Genomic DNA, 15379 nt, shown 5'->3' on the forward strand with positions numbered 1-15379 from the left:
TCACGCCGACCCGTGCCCCCCGTTGCCGGCCGCGTCATCGCCGGGGGTGCCCGATGACGGCCTACCAGACTCCACTGGCCCTCAGCGTCCCGGTGGACGGTGGGATGGGCGGGCACCAGTCGGCGTCGAGCATCACCGACGTGTGGCTGACCCCTCCGGAGATCATCGCGGCGCTCGGCCCGTTCGACCTCGATCCGTGCAGTCCCAACCCGAGGCCCTGGCCGACCGCGAAGCGGCACATCAGTCTTCCTGACGACGGGTTGACCGCGGACTGGGCCGATGAGGAGTTCGTGTGGTGCAACCCGCCGTACGGGCCGCACACGTTCGCCTGGATGCACCGCCTCGCCTCACATCCCGCCGGCGGGATCGGACTCATCTTCGCGCGAACCGAAACCGCCGGATTCTTCGCGGAGGTGTGGGACAAGGCCGACGCCGTCCTGTTCCTCAAGGGCCGTCTGTACTTCCACCTGCCGGACGGCAGCCGCGCGCCGGCCAACTCGGGTGCACCCTCGGTGCTGATCGCCTACGGGGCCGAGGCGGTCCGCCGGCTTGACCGGAGCGGACTCGATGGACGGCTCGTGCACCTCACCGCCGCAGGGCAGGCCGGCCTTGCGGCCTGAGCCGGTGGGCGGGCGACCTTGCGGCGACGGTGGGTGTCATGATCATGCGGTACGGTCCGTGACGTAGTCGCTGGTTTGGAACGTTGGGGTGGTTGTGCGCGTTGCCGTGGTCGTCGTCATGGTGTGGTCACTGCCCGTGGTTAGTACAGCGGCGCCGGGGCCGTGCAGGCCGCCAAGGTGTTGTGCCCGTCACGTTGTTGACACGAACCGTCGGATGGCCGGGGACATCCCATGCGACATCCCCCCGCTGACGCCCGTCACCCGCACGATGCCTTACGCACCAACCGCAAACTGGGTCCGATAGAACCGTCACGAACGTCATGAACGGTTAAGCCGTAACGGAGTCCGAATGGCCCGCACCTCCACAACCGAACAGGTCGCAGCGGCGTTGCACGTCAAGCCCGCGACGGTCCGCAAGTACGCGCGGGCCAACAAGCTGCCGTTCGACACCACGCCCGGCGGTCACCGACGGTTCGACGTCGAAGAGGCGGTCAGGGCCATCGCCGGAGATGATGACGGCGAACCTGCTGGCGGGTGGGAACTTCCCGACCCGGTCCCTTTCGTTCGTGTCCCACCTGTGTCCAGTCGAGTGACTGTGCAGACCGTCCAGGTCTCACCCGCGCCGGCGCGGGTGCTCGACGACGCGGGTGTGCTGGAGGACTGGGCGACAGGCACGAGCGTTGTCTGACTGGTGGGTGACCGCAACGGGGGCGTGACCGTGGAGTCCCTGACCATCGACGGCGACCAGGCCCGGATCCGCACACGCGTTGAGCACCTGGCCACGATCATCGTGACGCAGACCTGCGACCTCGAGAACAGCAAGGTTGAGAACATCCTGGTCGCCCGAGTCCTCGCGTGGGCCCGCTTCGCGTTTGTGGGTGCGCGCAGGCAATCCGGTGTCGTGCGCTCCGACCCGAGGCCCAGTCCTCTGACGTCGGCTCATCTCCGTAGGCCCACAATCACGACCTCGGCCCCATCTGCACCGGTCGCGTCAACAGCGAGCGCAAGGAGCATCTGGTGGTGCGGGCCGCTGCCCTCGGGACGGCGACGCGAGCCGTTCCGGCGCTGCGGACGAGGTCAATGGAAGCTGTCATGAGCGGCGGTCGTTGTCATCGGGCCCGAACTCCCGACGATCGGTTGCTAGCGATGTTAGCACTGGGGTAGGATCTACCCATGCCCACCCGAGACGACTACACTCTGCCCGCCGACGAGGCGTCCGCGCTCGCGACCAGCGCCGCCCGTCTCGATGAACGTCTCGATCGGATCATCGCTACCCTCGACCCGGCCCTCGCCGTGGCCGCGAGGCGGGTGACCGCAGCCGTTCGGATGCTGCCGGCGGGCGACCGGGCACCCGAGTCGTTCCGGTCGTTCAGCGGTGACCTCGCGGAACCGTTCCGGCAGGAGGAGCCGGGCTGGCGCGACGACGGCGACGCGTTCATGGTCGAGGTCGCCTCCGGGAACCTCGCGACGCTGGCCGACGACTGGGCCCACGGCCGGCCCGACCCGGACGGCGACCCGTGGCCCAAGCGGCTCTCAGCGGTCACCGGCGGACTCATCGCGTTGGACGGACGTCTGGGCTGAGCCCCAGGACCCAGGCCCATGATCGCGTCGATGGCGACGTGCCGGGCGGCGGCTGGTGGCGGTGTGGGCATGAGGGTGGCGAACCGGGTTCATGTGCGGGCAGGGCCGGTTGGGGGGCGGCGGGACACGTGGTGTTCACCGGCCGGGTTCGGCGGATGTGACGCCCCGGCCGCCCGGGTGCCGAGTGGGTGGGGTCGCGGCCGACCATGAGGGGTGATGAGCGCGCTATCCGCTGAGTCTGCACGGGCCGGACATGACGACCCGGTCATCGTGCAGTCGGTGGAGATCGCCGATGCGTTGGCCCGCACGGTCACGACACGGGCGTTGATGCGGGCGTGCTTCCCGCGGGGGGACTGGCCGACGGTGTGGAACACCTCCACGGGCACGGTGACTCGTCTGCCCGATGGCACGTGGCGGCCCGGTTCGTCCCCGACGACGCCCGGTGAGCAGTTCACGATCGGGTCCGCCCCGTTCAACGCACGGGTCCGATCCGACTGTGTGCTCGCGGTCCTGCTGAACTGGATGGTGTCGGCTACCGACGGAGTGCTGGCCGAGGACCTCCAACAGGCCGCCGTGGACGGGGCGGGTCCGCTCGGCCAGTTGCTGGCGGTCACGTCCCACCGGGCCCGGATGGCGTTGCCCGACGACGGCATCGAGTTGTACCGGGTCGCGCCGGCCGGAACGCCGATGTGGCCGCTGCTGTCATGGACCTCCCAGAAGCGGGTCGCCAAGTTGCGTGCCCGCGCCTACCGGGACCAGGGACTGGTGCCGCTGGTGATGCGCAGCATCGTGCCGGTGGACCGAATCATGGGCAGCTACCGGACCGGACTGGGGTCCCCCGGGGAGTTCGAGTACGTCACCAGCACCGTCGATGCCGTTCGTGCGCTCGGTCCGGGGTGATACAGAGGATGCAGATGCAGATGACTACCGAGAAGGGCCACTGATGGCGACCAAGACGTGTGGCAAGCCGACCGCGTCCGGTGGACGCTGCCAGAAGCCGATCGGTCCCGCAGGGACCTGCGGTGCCGATCACAAGGCACCCATGGCGGTGGCTGAGGTCGCCACCGCCAACGGTGTCGCCGCGCTCGCCGACCCGTTCGCGGGTGGCCGCTACCCGCGTGAGCCCTCCGGCCCTTCCGGGAGCTTCGACACCGGCGTCATCGAGGTGACGCCAGGCGACCGCGCCGCGTCAATCGCTGAACGGTACGGGGTGGCGCTCAACAGCGAGCACCGCGGCCCCCAGACCGGCTACCACGTCGACGTGTCCCACCTGACCCACGACCAGGTCGCCGGTGCGCTCACCCGCAACATCCACGGCAACGTCGAGGTCCACACCGGCGGCGACGACAGCGTGTTCATGGTCGGCGACTACGACGCCATCGTCGCAACCGCACACGCCGCCACAGCGGAGGTGCACGCCGACCGGGGACTGCGTGACGCCGACACCGCCGCCCATCTCGAAACGGCTGCTGAGAACGCCAGGTTCGTCGGGGACGTCGGTGCCGTCGGCCGGACCACCCTGCCGGCGACCGCCAAGACCACCGGGGCTGCGTCGCTGTTCAAGCAGCGGTTCCCCATCGGCACCCGCATGGAGATCGACGCCGGCGACGGAGCCGCCCCCATCATCGGGACGATGGCACGGGGTACCGGCGACTACTACGTGGACGGCAAGCCTGGCCCGGTGATCGTGGTGACGATGACCGATGACGACGGCGCCAGCTTCAGCGTCCAGCTCGACAAGCCGTCGCGTCTGACCTCACCGACCTGGCAGGTCCGCGAACTCTCCAACGCCTGAGGTGGCCCGCCGCTGCGGGAAACCGACCCGAGGCGGCGGCCGTTGCACCAAGAAGGTCGGGCAGGCCGGCCGGTGCGGCGCCGAGCATGCCGGGCAGGGGCCGCCTGTCACCGCCGCACGGGTCCACAATGGTGTGGTGACCGCTGATCCGTTCGCCCTGCCAGACAGGTCCGGGCCCACCCTCGGTCCGTTGGAGGACCTCACCCGCCGATGGGCGGACGAGGGGGTGCGCATCGACATGTTGCACCGTGACGGTGAACCAACCGCCGTGCTGTCCAGGATCGCCGTCGATGCCGATCGGCGCGGCCAAGGACTCGCGGACACGGCCATGACCGAACTCACCGGATGGGCCGACAGCCACGGGATCACCCTGGCTCTCACGGCATCGGGGGACTTCGGTGCCTCACCACGCCGGCTGCGGGACTGGTACGGCCGGCACGGGTTCGTGCCGAACCGGGGTACCGACCACCGGGTCACCGAATCGATGGTCCGACCCCACCCCGAGGAACGGCCCGCACCACCTGCGGCACGGCCGGCGACAGCGGCGGAGTCGGAGGCGGCGCTGCTGGCCGAGCTCGACACGAAGGTTGCCGACGGGCGGATGAGCGCAGCGGAGGCCGACGCGATCCGGGCGATGCTCACCTGACAGTGTCGCATCCTTCGCCTGTGTGGGCGTTCGCTTGCCTGCGCCCGCCATGGGGGTTCGGACACACGACGGTTCGCCTTGACGTCCCCATGGTTCGTACTCCGCTGGCTTTCCCGTGTGCGCGGAACAGCAACAGGGTCGGCGGGTTCAGGTAAGGTCCCGTCGCTTTCGATGCGGGGTGTACAGACGCCGGGCTCGGCCTCTCCCTGCCTCCGCTTGCTCCCGCCGCCCGAAAAACCGCAGACAGGACTCCCGCATGCCCACGCCGGCTCCCTCCCGGTTCCGCCGCAAGCCCTTAGTCTTGGTCATCGCCTTGACCGTCGGTCTGATGCTGCTGCCGACCCCCGTGGTTGCCCAACCAGAGGACCGTTCGGTTGAGCTGGTCCGGTTTGCCGGGGCCACGCGGGTCGAGACCGCCACGCTGATCGCCGGCGCCGATCCGGCCGCGACCGGTGCCGGGTTCGGCAACGACAACGTCCTGGTCGCCCGCGCCGACGGGTTCGCTGACGGGTTGGCCGGCGCCTACCTCGCCGGGATCCTCAACGCCCCGGTCCTGCTGACCCACCAAGCGTCCGTCGCCCCGGAACTGCAGCAGTTCCTCGCCGCCGCGTCGCCCACTGGACGGACCGTGATCGGTGGGCCGGCCGCCGTCGGAGAGCAGGCCGCCGACGGGTTGGCCGCCACCGGCCGGGTGGAGGGACCCAACCGGTTCGCCACCGCGGCCCGACTCGCGAGGGCGCTGCCACGCGACGGCAACCGCAGCGACACGGTCCTGCTGGCCTCCGGGGAGAACTGGCCCGACGCGCTGGCAGCAGGGACGATCAGCGCGGCGGCGTCCGTCCCGCTGCTCCTCACGGGACGCGACACCCTGCCAACGGAGACCCGCGAAGTCCTCGAGGCGTTGTCACCCGCCAGGGTTGTCCTCGTCGGAGGCCCATCGGCGGTGACCGACCAGGTCGCGGAAGCCGTCGCCGGGATCGCCCCGGTCCAACGAATCGCCGGTGACACCCGCTTCGCAACCGCCGCGGCCGTCGCCGAGCTCGCGGTGGAGGAGTTCGGGTTCGCCGCGACGCAGTTCAACGTCGCCTCCGGCGAGTCCTTCGCCGACGCCCTTGCCCTTGCGGCCTTCGCCGGACAGACCTCCCCGCGCCCCACCCCACTCCTGCTCAGCCCCGCTGCTGCAGCCGCCCCCGCAACGACGCGGTTCATCAGCGGCCACGCCGACTGCGGCACCCGACGGGTTGTCATCGCCGGAGGCACGTCGGCGATCAGCGACGCCGCCGCCAACGACCTGTTCAACGCCGTCGGGCAACAGCCGGCCTGTCCGGATGCGGGCGACCCCGAGATCACCGTGACCATGCCCGACGGCACCCCCGTGGCCGACGGGGCGGTGGTGGCCGTCGACGACAACGACGGCTACATCACCCTCACCGGGACCGTTGACCACCCGCATGTGGAACGGGTCACCATCACCCACCTCAACGCCGCCGATTTCGCAGACAACTACGTCGGCTACACCGCCAACCGGCAGGTCGGCTCCCTCAACGCCGCCCGCGACGCCCTGCTCGACGACAACGGCCAGTGGAAAGCCCCCCTGCTGATGACCTCACCCGGTGAGTACCTGATCGCCGTCGACGTCACCGTCATACCCCGTGCCGTCAAACGAGTCGTGTTCACCATCGATTTCGACGCCGACCCCCACGACCCCGAATGCAACTGCCAGTACCGCATCGACGACATCCTGGTCGTGGACAACCTCGACGGCCTCCACATGGCCTACGGCGACGACGGCCGGGGCACCGTCCCCACGGCCATCCGGCTGTCCTACCCCGAGGCCGCACCCGGCAGCGACCGCGACATCGTTCGCGACGCGCTCGAGGAGGTGTTCATCCAGGCCAACTCCGAAACGTCCCCTGACTTGGAACATCCCGACCGGCCCGTTCTGCTGGTCACCGGCCCGGATGTGCCCGACGAGGACGCGTTCATGGTGCTGGCCGAGTACGCCAGCGACATCTCCAACATCGGCAGCCCCGCCACCCTTGAAATCACCCTCCGTCCGGTCACCCCGGAAGAGGTGTTCGCCGAAGCCGACTTCTCCGGCGACGCCGGAACCCTGCAGCCGTTGGCGGACCCCGACGCCCTCGAACCGCGGGGCGAGACCGGCTGCGGCGCCGACGTCGACCTCGCCGTCGGTCGGGCCGGTGTCGGCTGCGCCGCGCACTTGGACGAGACCGTCCTGGCGACCCTGGCCGACACCGACCCGGCGGACCCAGATGACGACAACGGCGACGCCGGGGAACGCCCCTCCCGCGTCGACCTGTCCGGCACGCTGGAAGGCGGGTTCGATCTGGAGTTCGGCGCAACCATCGGCATGGACTTCGACCTGACGATCCGTCCGTTCTCGTCCCTCCGCCCCGGCCTCAGAAGCGGCCTGATCGAACGGTTCGCCGCGACCACCTACGGCGAGGCCTACGCGGCGGCTGAAGCATCCATCGACGGGACGGTGGACGGAACCATCTGCCCCGACGACGAGGACGTCGCGGGCCGCACGACCTGCGGGCTGCTCGGACCGCGGGCCGCCCGGTTCGGGTTCACCATCCGTCCCCATCCGCTGTTGTTCCTCCGGATCCAGGTCGATGACATCTACGCCCAGATGTCGGCATCCCTCGAGGGGACCATCAGCGCCGGCGCGGAGGCCCGTGCCGGCTGGGAGTTCGGGTTCGAGTGCGACAAGGGGGGCTGCCGTCCGGTCAACGACACGGGCACCGACCTGACCGCCCGCGCCACCGACGTGGCGTTCGCCGGCGAGTTCGACGCATGGATCGGTCCCAGGATCGTCATTTCGCCCTACGGCAGCGGGGTGGGTGTGTGGGCCCGCCCGGAGATCCACTTCACTGCCGAGGCAGGAACCGGGCAGGACCCAACCGTCACAGGCGGCGTCCGGGCCAACTGGGGACTCAGCAGCGGCTTCCTCGACGACGTCATCGGCACCGACAACCTCGAGTTCGCCACCGTGCCCATCTGGACGTTCTCGATCTGGCCCCGCTCGTCCTCGGACTTCACCTTCGTTGCCCTGCCCAATGCATGCCGCGCGATTGACCTTGACATGGCCGGCGGCCAGGTCCTGATCGACGCCAGCGCCGATTGCCACGGCGTGGATCCTCTTGACCTCCTCATCCTTGACGCCTCGGACGGGTCGGTCACGGCCACCATTCCCCTTTCCCGAGAGATCCCGTCAAGGGACGCCCGCGGCATCTGGGGTGCGGCGTTCACCAACGACGGCAACTTCGTGGTGGCAGCCACGGAGATATATCTCGGGAACGGTCCGGAGTATCGTGCCTTTGTGTACGACATCGCCGCGGACGTCCTCATCGACGTAACAGAGGAGTTCGACGCGAAGATCGGGTCCGCCGGCGACATCTTCATCGGTACTTGGGGGCACGAAGCGATGGCAGATGACCACACTGTCGTGTTCATGACCGAGGACGGAACACCGGTCTTCTTCGACGTCGCCGCTCGTGAAGTCGTCTCTCGAATCACACTCGGTGACACCGATGAATGGATCGGAGAATCCTGCGCGATCTCACCGAACGGCAACCACCTCCTCACAGAAGACAGGATCATCGACATGAGGACGGGCAACACCACCATCCTCCCCACGCTGCCGGGGCATGTCGCACAATGCGCGATGGCCGACGATGGATCGGTTGCGCTCAGGGTTGTCACGCGTGTCGACTTCGAGCCTGTCGTTCATATATGGGAACGCGACGGTGCTCCCGACACCACACCCCTCCCTGTGGGCGAGTTCGCCTCAGAGCTGACTGCCGATGGTGCTCACATCGTCGGGTGCTGCTCGGACCGGCCGGGCTTGGTGGACTGGCGGTCCGGCGAGGTCCTCGAAGCCCGCATCGACGGCTTCATCTTCGAGGAGTTGTGGCCCTGGGACGCCGCCGGCAATGGCGGGATGGCCTACGGATGGTCCGACGCTGCCTCGTCGTACGGGGTGGCACTTCTGAGCGCGGACGCGTTCCAGCCGACGAGCAACGACTGACGGCCGGACTTGGGGTGTGTTGCCTCAACGTGGCGACACACGGCAACTGGCGGTCAGCGGGGGGCGGGAAGCACCCGGACCCGCTCCCGCCCGCTGTGCACGGTCCCGCCGACATGGGTGGGGGCGATCCAGTTGCGGCGGTACTGGGTGGGGCCGTCGCGCGGGCCGATGCGGGAGCGTCGCCAGTGGCCACGACGGGTGTGCGGCGACACCTTCCGGCCCGTGGGCTTGGTGGCGGGGTCGGCCGGCGTCATGGCGGTGCGGGCGTGGGTCAGGTCGATCACGTTGACCGTCCCGAAGCCGCGCGCCAGAGCCTTGCGGAACTGCGACTTGCGGACCCGTTTGCGCCACGCCTTGCCCTGCTGCTCCTCGGCCGGAGGGAGCGGCCCGTGGCCGTCGTCAGCCGGCCGGGTCCAGTCTCCCCAGGCGACCGCTGCGGCGCAGGTGGCGACCAGGCCGCCGAGGGTGGCGTGGGAGGCCCTGCCCGGAAGTGCGCCCCGGATGGTGTCGAGGTCCCATGGTGGCGGGTCGCCGGGTTGCGGCGGGATCGCGATGATCCAGTCGATCCAGTCGGAGATGCCGGTCCCGTCGGGCCCGGCCGAGATCGTCACACCGGTGATGGAGCACCCCCGTTCCCCGAGGAGGTGCGGCATCGACCGGCCACCCGCACCGAACGTCGCCTCCCACCGGGTGGTGTCACCCACCGACGGCGGATCGGGCCAGACCGCAAGGTCATCAGGGACCCGCAGGTCATCACCGAACCAGACCGTCACATGGTCGTGACCCAGACGGATGTCGGACATGTCCTCAGCCGACGGCGGATCGGACTCAAGCACCGCAGCGGCGGTGCCGTCCGACGCCGGCACGAAGTACGGCTCGGCCGTGGCGAGACGTGCGGCCATGCCGACTGACAAACCGGGCGCGGGTCCCAGCCTGCCGGACTCCTGGGCCGCGATGACCGGGGCAATCAGGCTGTTGACCACGATGGAACGCAGCACCGGCACGTCACCCGGAAGGTGCGGGGCGGGATCGGCACGTCCCGGACCCCACCGGTCCTTCTGGAGCATCTGGACGCCATGGTCGGCCGCCAACACGGGCAGCAGTGAACGGAACACCCCAGCGAAGTCAGCCTCGGCAGGCACCCGTCCTGCGTCGATGGCGGCGGTGACGAAGTCGTCGCCATCAGCGAACGTGGTCGGGCCACCGGTGGTGGTCGGAGACGGTCCGGTCACTGGTCTGCTCCGTTCCGGTCGATCCAGTCCGCGAACCCCGGCACCGAGAAGGCGAGCCGGCCCCGTGCCGGGACGAACACCAAGCCGCTGTCGAGGAGCTCCTGGCGGACGGGAGAGTACTGGCCGCTGGTGAACCCGGTTGCGGCCAGCAGGTCTGCGGTGGAGGCGTGCCCGCCGGCCCGTGCCAGCGCGGCCACCAGGTGACGGGCCCGCCCGGTCGGGATCCGCTTGGCCCGGTTCAGCATGAACCGGTCGGTGCGTTGCGACACCCGATCGCGGGCCGCCGGCAGGGACTCGGGGCCGATGCGCACCCGGTCTGTGGCTGACAGCCACAACGCCCACCCCCACAACTGCACGAAGAACGGGTAGCCGCCGCTGTCACGAGCCACGGTCTCCACCACCGTGTCGTCGACCGTGACCCCGTGGTTGTCGAACGGGGCCCTGATTGCCTCCGCCACCCCGGCGGTGCCGAGCATCCCGAGTTCGACGGTGTCGAGCCGTTCGGTGTAGGTCTGGCCCTCCGCACGGAGCGCGTCGGTGGCCCCGGGGAGGCCGGCGGCGATGAGCCCCACCGGATGGGCCTCCTGTGCCGCGTAGTGGACTGCTCGCATGAGCGGGCGGAACAGCGCGTCCTCGGCCTCCTGGACCTCATCGACGGTGAGCAGGACCCCGCGTCCGGCGGCTGCGGCGGTGGCGGCGAGCGCGGTCATGATCTCCTCGACGGTGCTGGTGGCCGGTCGACGGTCATCCAGTGACACCTCGATGCCGGACGGCCCGAGCTTCAGCCCGTCGACGCGGGCGATGAGTCGGCGGACCGCCCGGCGGCCCGCGATGGCGTCGGCGGCTGATATGAGCCGGTTGATGGTGACCGCTGGGTCGGCGGGGCCCCGGTCGGCCTCGAGGTGGACGCACACGACGCCGGCGTCGTTGGCGTGGCGGCGGGCATAGGCCATGAGGGCGGTCTTGCCGACGCCGCGGACACCGCGGATCAACAGGAAGTCGGGGTCGCCGCCGCCGGCGAGGACGTCGATGATGACCTTGGCCGCCCCGAGGGCCCCTTCGCGGCCGCCGAACGCCGGCGGCACCCGGCCGATCCCCGGACGGAACGGGTTGTCGGCCGCGCTGAGCACCGGGTTGCCTGCCTGCTTGAACGGATCGGGCACACCCGACTCCTAACGTTTCATAGGGACCCTAGAAATCATAGACGAACATAGTCCGGGCCCGGGGCGGAATGGCATCTGTGACCACCGACCACAGGAGAGGCCATGCAGCGAACGACCGTGAAGGTGCGGCGACGGGACGGGCGGATCCATGTGGACTACGGCGACCCCCACGGCGCACGGGCGACCGTCTCGCCGATGGAGACCGCCCTGGCGGTGGAGGTCGAACGGCTGGCCGCCGGCGGTGGCGAGCCGCGCGACGCGGTTGCCGACGCACGGATGCGCCGCGAGGCCGACGTCCTGCGACGAACGTTGGACGCCGAACGTCGCAGGGCCGTCGCCGCGTGCCTGGATGCGGACATCCTCAGCGTCGCCCTGACCGACCTGCTGGCGGCCGTCGGAGCGGGGGACCGGGCGGCCGTCCGGGGTGCCGTCGCCGATGCCGTGGAACTGCTCGGCGCGATCGCCCCGGTGGGGGTGGCGTCCGCCGCTTGAGCGGTCAGCGTGGGCCGCTGCGCACGGGCCACACCGTGACTCCGGAGATCGTGTCGCTGATCGAGACGATCTCGTGCTCCGGCACCGCCGTCGTGGCCTTGGCCCAGTTGGTCACAGTCAGCGCCGACCCGTCGGGCTCGGTGCGCACGACCCCCTCGACGATGGTGCCGTCCGCCATGGCGACGTCGCTGGCGATCCCGCTCCGGGCGCGCAGCACCTCGGTCGCCGTTGCGGTCACGCCCCGCCCCCGTCGGGGTCCGTGCCGGCCAGTTCGGCCTCGAGGGCGGCGACCCTTGCATCGGCGCGTCGTCGCGCCGCCCGGCCGTTGGCCTCGGAGAGCTCGGCGCGGGCACGGGCCAGTTCGCCGCGGAGTCGCAGCCACCGGGCGGCCGGTGTCTCGTCGGCGCGGTCGTTCATCATGCCCAGTGTCGGGGTTGGCGGCGACGTTGCGGTGGAGGCGGTCAGCCCGTGGGGACGATCCAGGCACCCACCGGCGTCGCCATCGCCTCGGCGACCACGGTGTCGGCGTCGCCGGTCATGACGCTGTCGGTGTCGACGGTGACGAGGAGGAACGGTCCGAGCCGTCCGGCCCGTCGCAGCGCCGCGACGGCACCCAGCACTCGGGGGCCCCTGCGGGCGGGCATGCCGGCGCGCAGGAGCCGGCCGGCGATGACCGCCGTGCCCTTCGCGGGGGCCACCGGTGCGCCGGGGCGGGTCGCGGCGGTCACGCCATCACCGGCTCGACGGAGCGGTCGACACGGGCGAAGTTGGCCCTGCCGACCCCCACGAGCGCGTCGCGGTCAAGGGCGTTGCGGGCCGGGCCGGGCAGCATCGGGTCGGCGGGGGAGGGCGTGACGTCGTCGTTGAGGGCGGCGGCGAACCCGTCGGGCAGGTCGGCGAGGGTGCCGTCCGGCAGCACGGCGACGATCTCGCTGTCGCCTCCGCAGCCGGCCTCGTCCACGAAGTCCCACACGCAGGCGAGGGCCCAGCCGGGGGTGTGGCTGGCGACGACCGCTGCCAGTGCGTTGATGTCGTTGTCGGTGTAGCCGTCGACGAACATGCCGGACAGGTCGCGGGCGACCTGGTTGATCGGGTTGTCGCGGCGGGCGAGTGGCGGCAGCAGCGACGGGTCGACGTAGTCGGGGTCGTTGGTGGGGTGGCCGGTCAGGTAGGGCGCCGCAGGGTCGAAGGCGGCCCGTGCCGCGTCGATGTTGGCCTGCGGGGCCTGCTGGTCGACCAGGTTGGGGATCCAGTTCTGGACGTCGTTGAGCGGGAGGGCGACGGCGGTGCCGTCGTAGCAGGTCCGGGCGACCGCTTGGGCCTGCTGTCGGGTGGGGTAGGGGCCGAAGGCGCAGGGGTTGTCGCCGCCGGGGTCGGTGATCAGGACGATGTAGCTCATGGTGTGCCCTTCGGGGTCAGACGGTGGGGGAGTCCATGTCGGTGGCGGCGCGACGGATGCCCTCGGCGATGACCTGCGCCATGTCGGGGGTGACCTCGATGACGATGCGGCCGTTGCTGGTGCGGGCGGTCGCGTCGTTGTCGGCGAAGATGGCCATGCGGTGGAACGCGCCCGTCGGGTCGGCGGTGTCCGGCGAGATCCAACCGGCGTCCTCGAAGGCGTTGATCACCGCTTCGCGGGCCGCGTCAGCAGCGACGTCGGCCATGTAGGTCTCCCAGGTGTCGATGAACTGGGAGGTGCGGACGGTCATGGCCCCGTCGGCGGTGATGACGTCCCACCGGTCGGTCGTCCGGCCGTCGTCGCGGATGCGTCCGATGACCATGGCGCGGATCTCGACGAAGTCGTCGATGCCGCCGTCGTCGGCTTTGCGCGTGTGGTCGGGGACCTTGACCGCGTAGACGCCGTCGGTCCTGATGTCCTTGATCTTCATCACTTCCACCCCTCCCGGAGCAACGTAGTGCTAGGAACCGTAGCATGACGGACGCCATGCGTCAAAGTATTGCTACAAGTGCTAGCACTATGGCACGATGGGGGTATGAGCGACCTCCCTGCGACGACCCCCGAAGTCATCGAAACCATCCCGGTCGACGCCGACATGAGCGACTCCTACACATTCGCGCTCATCGGACGGGTCAACGGCACCGACGCCCTCGTCGGCACCCACACGACCTACTGCCAACCCGACTACGGCATCGACCACTGGGACGGCGGCATGGCCATCGCCGACTACGCACCCGGGGAGATCGTCGCACGCGGCTTCGGGTGGCAGGACGGGCACTTCGCCGACTCCTGCGACGACAACGGCGACGGCACCCACACCGTGGTCTGGACCGACTACGACGACGACACCGAGCACGCCATGCGCCTGCCGGTGGCCGTCGACGGGGTCATCTTCGTCACCCTCGACGCCCGCCGGCTGGCCCCGTGACCCGACGGCCGATCCCGGACGGCTGGACCGACCTCGGCGACGGCGTCCCGTGGCCAGCCACGCCCTACACGGCCGGCGACCCCTCAACAGCACGACGTGTCGTGATCCGACCCGCCGGACGCGACCACGAGCACCTCGCGGTCTGGCTGCACGGTGCCGACGTCACCGATCGGCACGACGGCCGGCTGCTGGTGACGCTGTACCACCCGACGCTGCGCGACAACGACGGCAAGGCCGTCCTGCTCGCCATCGCCGCGATCACCCCGACCTCCCGGCGGTGGCGAGGCGCAGGGTTCACCGCCCACGGGATGCTCGACGGACTCAGGGTGTGGAGCCCTCAGGAGGCCCAGGCCGCCGCAGCCGACGCCGAATGGCTGTGGCTTCCCGCCCACGGCCCCGGACCCGACGACGCACTGAACGACCAGCCGTTGATCGGCCCGTCGGTCCGCAACGTCATGTTCGCCAACGTCCACGTCACGACCCGCTGAGGCCATCGGTGCCGACCGACCCCGACGCGCAACTCGCCGGCCTCCGCCGCCCGCGCCGAACGGATCCTCCCCGACGGGCCCCCGCCGGGACACCGGTCAGCCGGGGTGGTCCTGGGGGTTGTCGCGACGGGCCGCGAGCTCGGCTGCCAGAGCCGGTCCGACACCGTCGACGGCGGCCAGGTCCTCATCGGTGGCGAGCAGGAACACCATCGCCGTCGGGAACGCCGCGACCACCCGTTCCCGCTTGGCCGGGCCGAGTCCCCTGACACCATCGAGCAGGGTGTCGAGGTCAGCGGCGACGTGGCCCCTGAGCCGGGTCAGGCGCGCCCGCCCCATCCCCTTGATGGCCAGCATCCGGTCGTCGGGTGCCTGACGGATGGCCTCGCGGGTGGGGAAGTCGGCGAGCACCCTGTCACCGATTGCCCTGCCGACCGCTTTGCGGACCACGGCCTCGAGGACGTCGTCGACGGTGTCCACGGCCGTTTCGAGGGGTTCCGGTGCCGGGACGTCGGTCTGTCCGCAGCCGGGGCAGACGTGCATGGAACCTGCCCGCAGCATCACCTCCCCGCAGGCAAGGCACACCGGAGCAGGCTGTGAACGACCGGCCGGCACGGTCGCCATGGGCGACTTGGATGGTCTCGGCGTCGCCGCAGGAGCGACCACTGCCCGTGTGGATCGCTTCCCGTCCGTGGTCGACACGAACGTGGCCCACACCCATCTGAGCGCGGCGGCACCGGTCAGGAACATCAGCAGTCGCTTCATGGCGGGCGATGGTAGGGCGGAAGTGGACCGACACCGCCCGGGGCCGCCTGTGGGATGGCCCCGACAGGCGAGGAGCCAGCCAGTGCCCACGCGACACCCGAATGGACGAACGTTGCCCGTCGTCCCCGGCGTGCACCCGCCTGAACGATCTTCTGGAATGAC

The 15379-nt window shown here is 70.3% G+C and carries 18 protein-coding genes; 10 read left to right on the forward strand and 8 right to left on the reverse strand.

Annotation, left to right across the window (positions count from 1 at the left end; genetic code table 11):
* Nucleotides 1–53 precede the first annotated feature (53 nt).
* The 7 genes from DVS28_RS26075 to DVS28_RS26105 all read left to right on the forward strand — a co-directional run bounded on the left by DVS28_RS26075 (nt 54) and on the right by DVS28_RS26105 (nt 8693).
* Nucleotides 54–620, forward strand: a complete 567-nt coding sequence (locus DVS28_RS26075; RefSeq protein ID WP_245973674.1) for a DNA N-6-adenine-methyltransferase — start codon at nt 54–56, stop codon at nt 618–620.
* 349 nt (nt 621–969) lie between these two features.
* Nucleotides 970–1308 (forward strand): helix-turn-helix domain-containing protein, encoded by a 339-nt coding sequence (locus tag DVS28_RS26080; RefSeq protein WP_114594586.1) that lies wholly within the window; start codon nt 970–972, stop codon nt 1306–1308.
* Nucleotides 1309–1793: 485 nt separating this feature from the next.
* On the forward strand, nt 1794–2201 hold the full coding sequence (locus DVS28_RS26085) for a hypothetical protein (RefSeq protein WP_114594587.1): 408 nt from the start codon (nt 1794–1796) through the stop codon (nt 2199–2201).
* 216 nt (nt 2202–2417) lie between these two features.
* The gene (locus tag DVS28_RS26090) at nt 2418–3101 is read left to right on the forward strand and encodes a hypothetical protein (protein WP_114594588.1); all 684 of its coding nucleotides are present in this window, start codon (nt 2418–2420) and stop codon (nt 3099–3101) included.
* Nucleotides 3102–3144: 43 nt separating this feature from the next.
* Nucleotides 3145–3996, forward strand: a complete 852-nt coding sequence (locus DVS28_RS26095) for a hypothetical protein (protein ID WP_114594589.1) — start codon at nt 3145–3147, stop codon at nt 3994–3996.
* A gap of 136 nt (nt 3997–4132) precedes the next feature.
* The gene (locus DVS28_RS26100; protein WP_164711109.1) at nt 4133–4642 is read left to right on the forward strand and encodes a GNAT family N-acetyltransferase; all 510 of its coding nucleotides are present in this window, start codon (nt 4133–4135) and stop codon (nt 4640–4642) included.
* Between the two features lie 301 nt (nt 4643–4943).
* The gene (locus DVS28_RS26105) at nt 4944–8693 is read left to right on the forward strand and encodes a cell wall-binding repeat-containing protein (RefSeq protein WP_216826642.1); all 3750 of its coding nucleotides are present in this window, start codon (nt 4944–4946) and stop codon (nt 8691–8693) included.
* Nucleotides 8694–8746: 53 nt separating this feature from the next.
* Here DVS28_RS26105 and DVS28_RS26110 read toward each other — a convergent pair whose 3' ends face one another.
* Complete coding sequence (locus DVS28_RS26110; RefSeq protein WP_114594592.1) at nt 8747–9925, reverse strand: AcrVA2 family anti-CRISPR protein; 1179 nt, start codon at nt 9923–9925, stop codon at nt 8747–8749.
* Nucleotides 9922–11088, reverse strand: a complete 1167-nt coding sequence (locus DVS28_RS26115) for an ATP-binding protein (protein WP_114594593.1) — start codon at nt 11086–11088, stop codon at nt 9922–9924. The genes DVS28_RS26110 and DVS28_RS26115 overlap by 4 nt, the downstream gene beginning before the upstream one ends.
* A 102-nt stretch (nt 11089–11190) precedes the next feature.
* Here DVS28_RS26115 and DVS28_RS26120 point away from each other — a divergent pair, with 102 nt between their 5' ends.
* Nucleotides 11191–11580, forward strand: a complete 390-nt coding sequence (locus tag DVS28_RS26120) for a hypothetical protein (RefSeq protein ID WP_114594594.1) — start codon at nt 11191–11193, stop codon at nt 11578–11580.
* Between the two features lie 4 nt (nt 11581–11584).
* Here DVS28_RS26120 and DVS28_RS26125 read toward each other — a convergent pair whose 3' ends face one another.
* The 5 genes from DVS28_RS26125 to DVS28_RS26145 are packed head-to-tail and all read right to left on the reverse strand — an operon-like array spanning nt 11585 to nt 13469.
* Nucleotides 11585–11818 carry a hypothetical protein gene (locus DVS28_RS26125; protein ID WP_114594595.1) on the reverse strand — a complete coding sequence of 78 codons (234 nt, stop codon included), beginning with the start codon at nt 11816–11818 and terminating at the stop codon, nt 11585–11587.
* Nucleotides 11815–11997, reverse strand: a complete 183-nt coding sequence (locus tag DVS28_RS26130) for a hypothetical protein (RefSeq protein WP_164711111.1) — start codon at nt 11995–11997, stop codon at nt 11815–11817. Before DVS28_RS26130 ends, DVS28_RS26125 begins: the two co-directional genes overlap by 4 nt.
* Nucleotides 11998–12041: 44 nt before the next feature.
* Nucleotides 12042–12308: a hypothetical protein gene (locus tag DVS28_RS26135; RefSeq protein ID WP_114594597.1), complete on the reverse strand. Its 267-nt coding sequence runs from the start codon at nt 12306–12308 to the stop codon at nt 12042–12044.
* Nucleotides 12305–12979, reverse strand: a complete 675-nt coding sequence (locus tag DVS28_RS26140) for a hypothetical protein (RefSeq protein WP_114594598.1) — start codon at nt 12977–12979, stop codon at nt 12305–12307. Before DVS28_RS26140 ends, DVS28_RS26135 begins: the two co-directional genes overlap by 4 nt.
* A gap of 16 nt (nt 12980–12995) precedes the next feature.
* A complete protein-coding gene (locus DVS28_RS26145; protein ID WP_114594599.1) occupies nt 12996–13469 on the reverse strand; it encodes a hypothetical protein in 474 nt (157 codons plus the stop codon).
* A 105-nt stretch (nt 13470–13574) separates the two neighbouring features.
* Here DVS28_RS26145 and DVS28_RS26150 point away from each other — a divergent pair, with 105 nt between their 5' ends.
* Nucleotides 13575–13967, forward strand: coding sequence for a hypothetical protein (locus DVS28_RS26150; protein ID WP_114594600.1), 393 nt, complete (start codon nt 13575–13577; stop codon nt 13965–13967).
* Nucleotides 13964–14455 (forward strand): hypothetical protein, encoded by a 492-nt coding sequence (locus tag DVS28_RS26155; RefSeq protein ID WP_114594601.1) that lies wholly within the window; start codon nt 13964–13966, stop codon nt 14453–14455. Before DVS28_RS26150 ends, DVS28_RS26155 begins: the two co-directional genes overlap by 4 nt.
* Before the next feature lie 96 nt (nt 14456–14551).
* Here DVS28_RS26155 and DVS28_RS26160 read toward each other — a convergent pair whose 3' ends face one another.
* A complete protein-coding gene (locus tag DVS28_RS26160) occupies nt 14552–15217 on the reverse strand; it encodes a helix-hairpin-helix domain-containing protein (RefSeq protein WP_114594602.1) in 666 nt (221 codons plus the stop codon).
* Nucleotides 15218–15379: the final 162 nt, after the last annotated feature.

The sequence above is a fragment of the Euzebya pacifica genome, from assembly GCF_003344865.1.
GTDB lineage: Bacteria > Actinomycetota > Nitriliruptoria > Euzebyales > Euzebyaceae > Euzebya > Euzebya pacifica.

What these genes read in the sequence shown, in the direction of transcription:
- DVS28_RS26145 (WP_114594599.1), bottom strand. Translation starts at nt 13,469, where the DNA reads ATGAAGATCAAGGACATCAGGACCGACGGCGTCTACGCGGTCAAGGTC.
- DVS28_RS26120 (WP_114594594.1), top strand. Translation starts at nt 11,191, where the DNA reads ATGCAGCGAACGACCGTGAAGGTGCGGCGACGGGACGGGCGGATCCAT.
- DVS28_RS26075 (WP_245973674.1), top strand. Translation starts at nt 54, where the DNA reads ATGACGGCCTACCAGACTCCACTGGCCCTCAGCGTCCCGGTGGACGGT.
- DVS28_RS26130 (WP_164711111.1), bottom strand. Translation starts at nt 11,997, where the DNA reads ATGAACGACCGCGCCGACGAGACACCGGCCGCCCGGTGGCTGCGACTC.
- DVS28_RS26085 (WP_114594587.1), top strand. Translation starts at nt 1,794, where the DNA reads ATGCCCACCCGAGACGACTACACTCTGCCCGCCGACGAGGCGTCCGCG.
- DVS28_RS26080 (WP_114594586.1), top strand. Translation starts at nt 970, where the DNA reads ATGGCCCGCACCTCCACAACCGAACAGGTCGCAGCGGCGTTGCACGTC.
- DVS28_RS26160 (WP_114594602.1), bottom strand. Translation starts at nt 15,217, where the DNA reads ATGAAGCGACTGCTGATGTTCCTGACCGGTGCCGCCGCGCTCAGATGG.
- DVS28_RS26095 (WP_114594589.1), top strand. Translation starts at nt 3,145, where the DNA reads ATGGCGACCAAGACGTGTGGCAAGCCGACCGCGTCCGGTGGACGCTGC.
- DVS28_RS26140 (WP_114594598.1), bottom strand. Translation starts at nt 12,979, where the DNA reads ATGAGCTACATCGTCCTGATCACCGACCCCGGCGGCGACAACCCCTGC.
- DVS28_RS26150 (WP_114594600.1), top strand. Translation starts at nt 13,575, where the DNA reads ATGAGCGACCTCCCTGCGACGACCCCCGAAGTCATCGAAACCATCCCG.
- DVS28_RS26090 (WP_114594588.1), top strand. Translation starts at nt 2,418, where the DNA reads ATGAGCGCGCTATCCGCTGAGTCTGCACGGGCCGGACATGACGACCCG.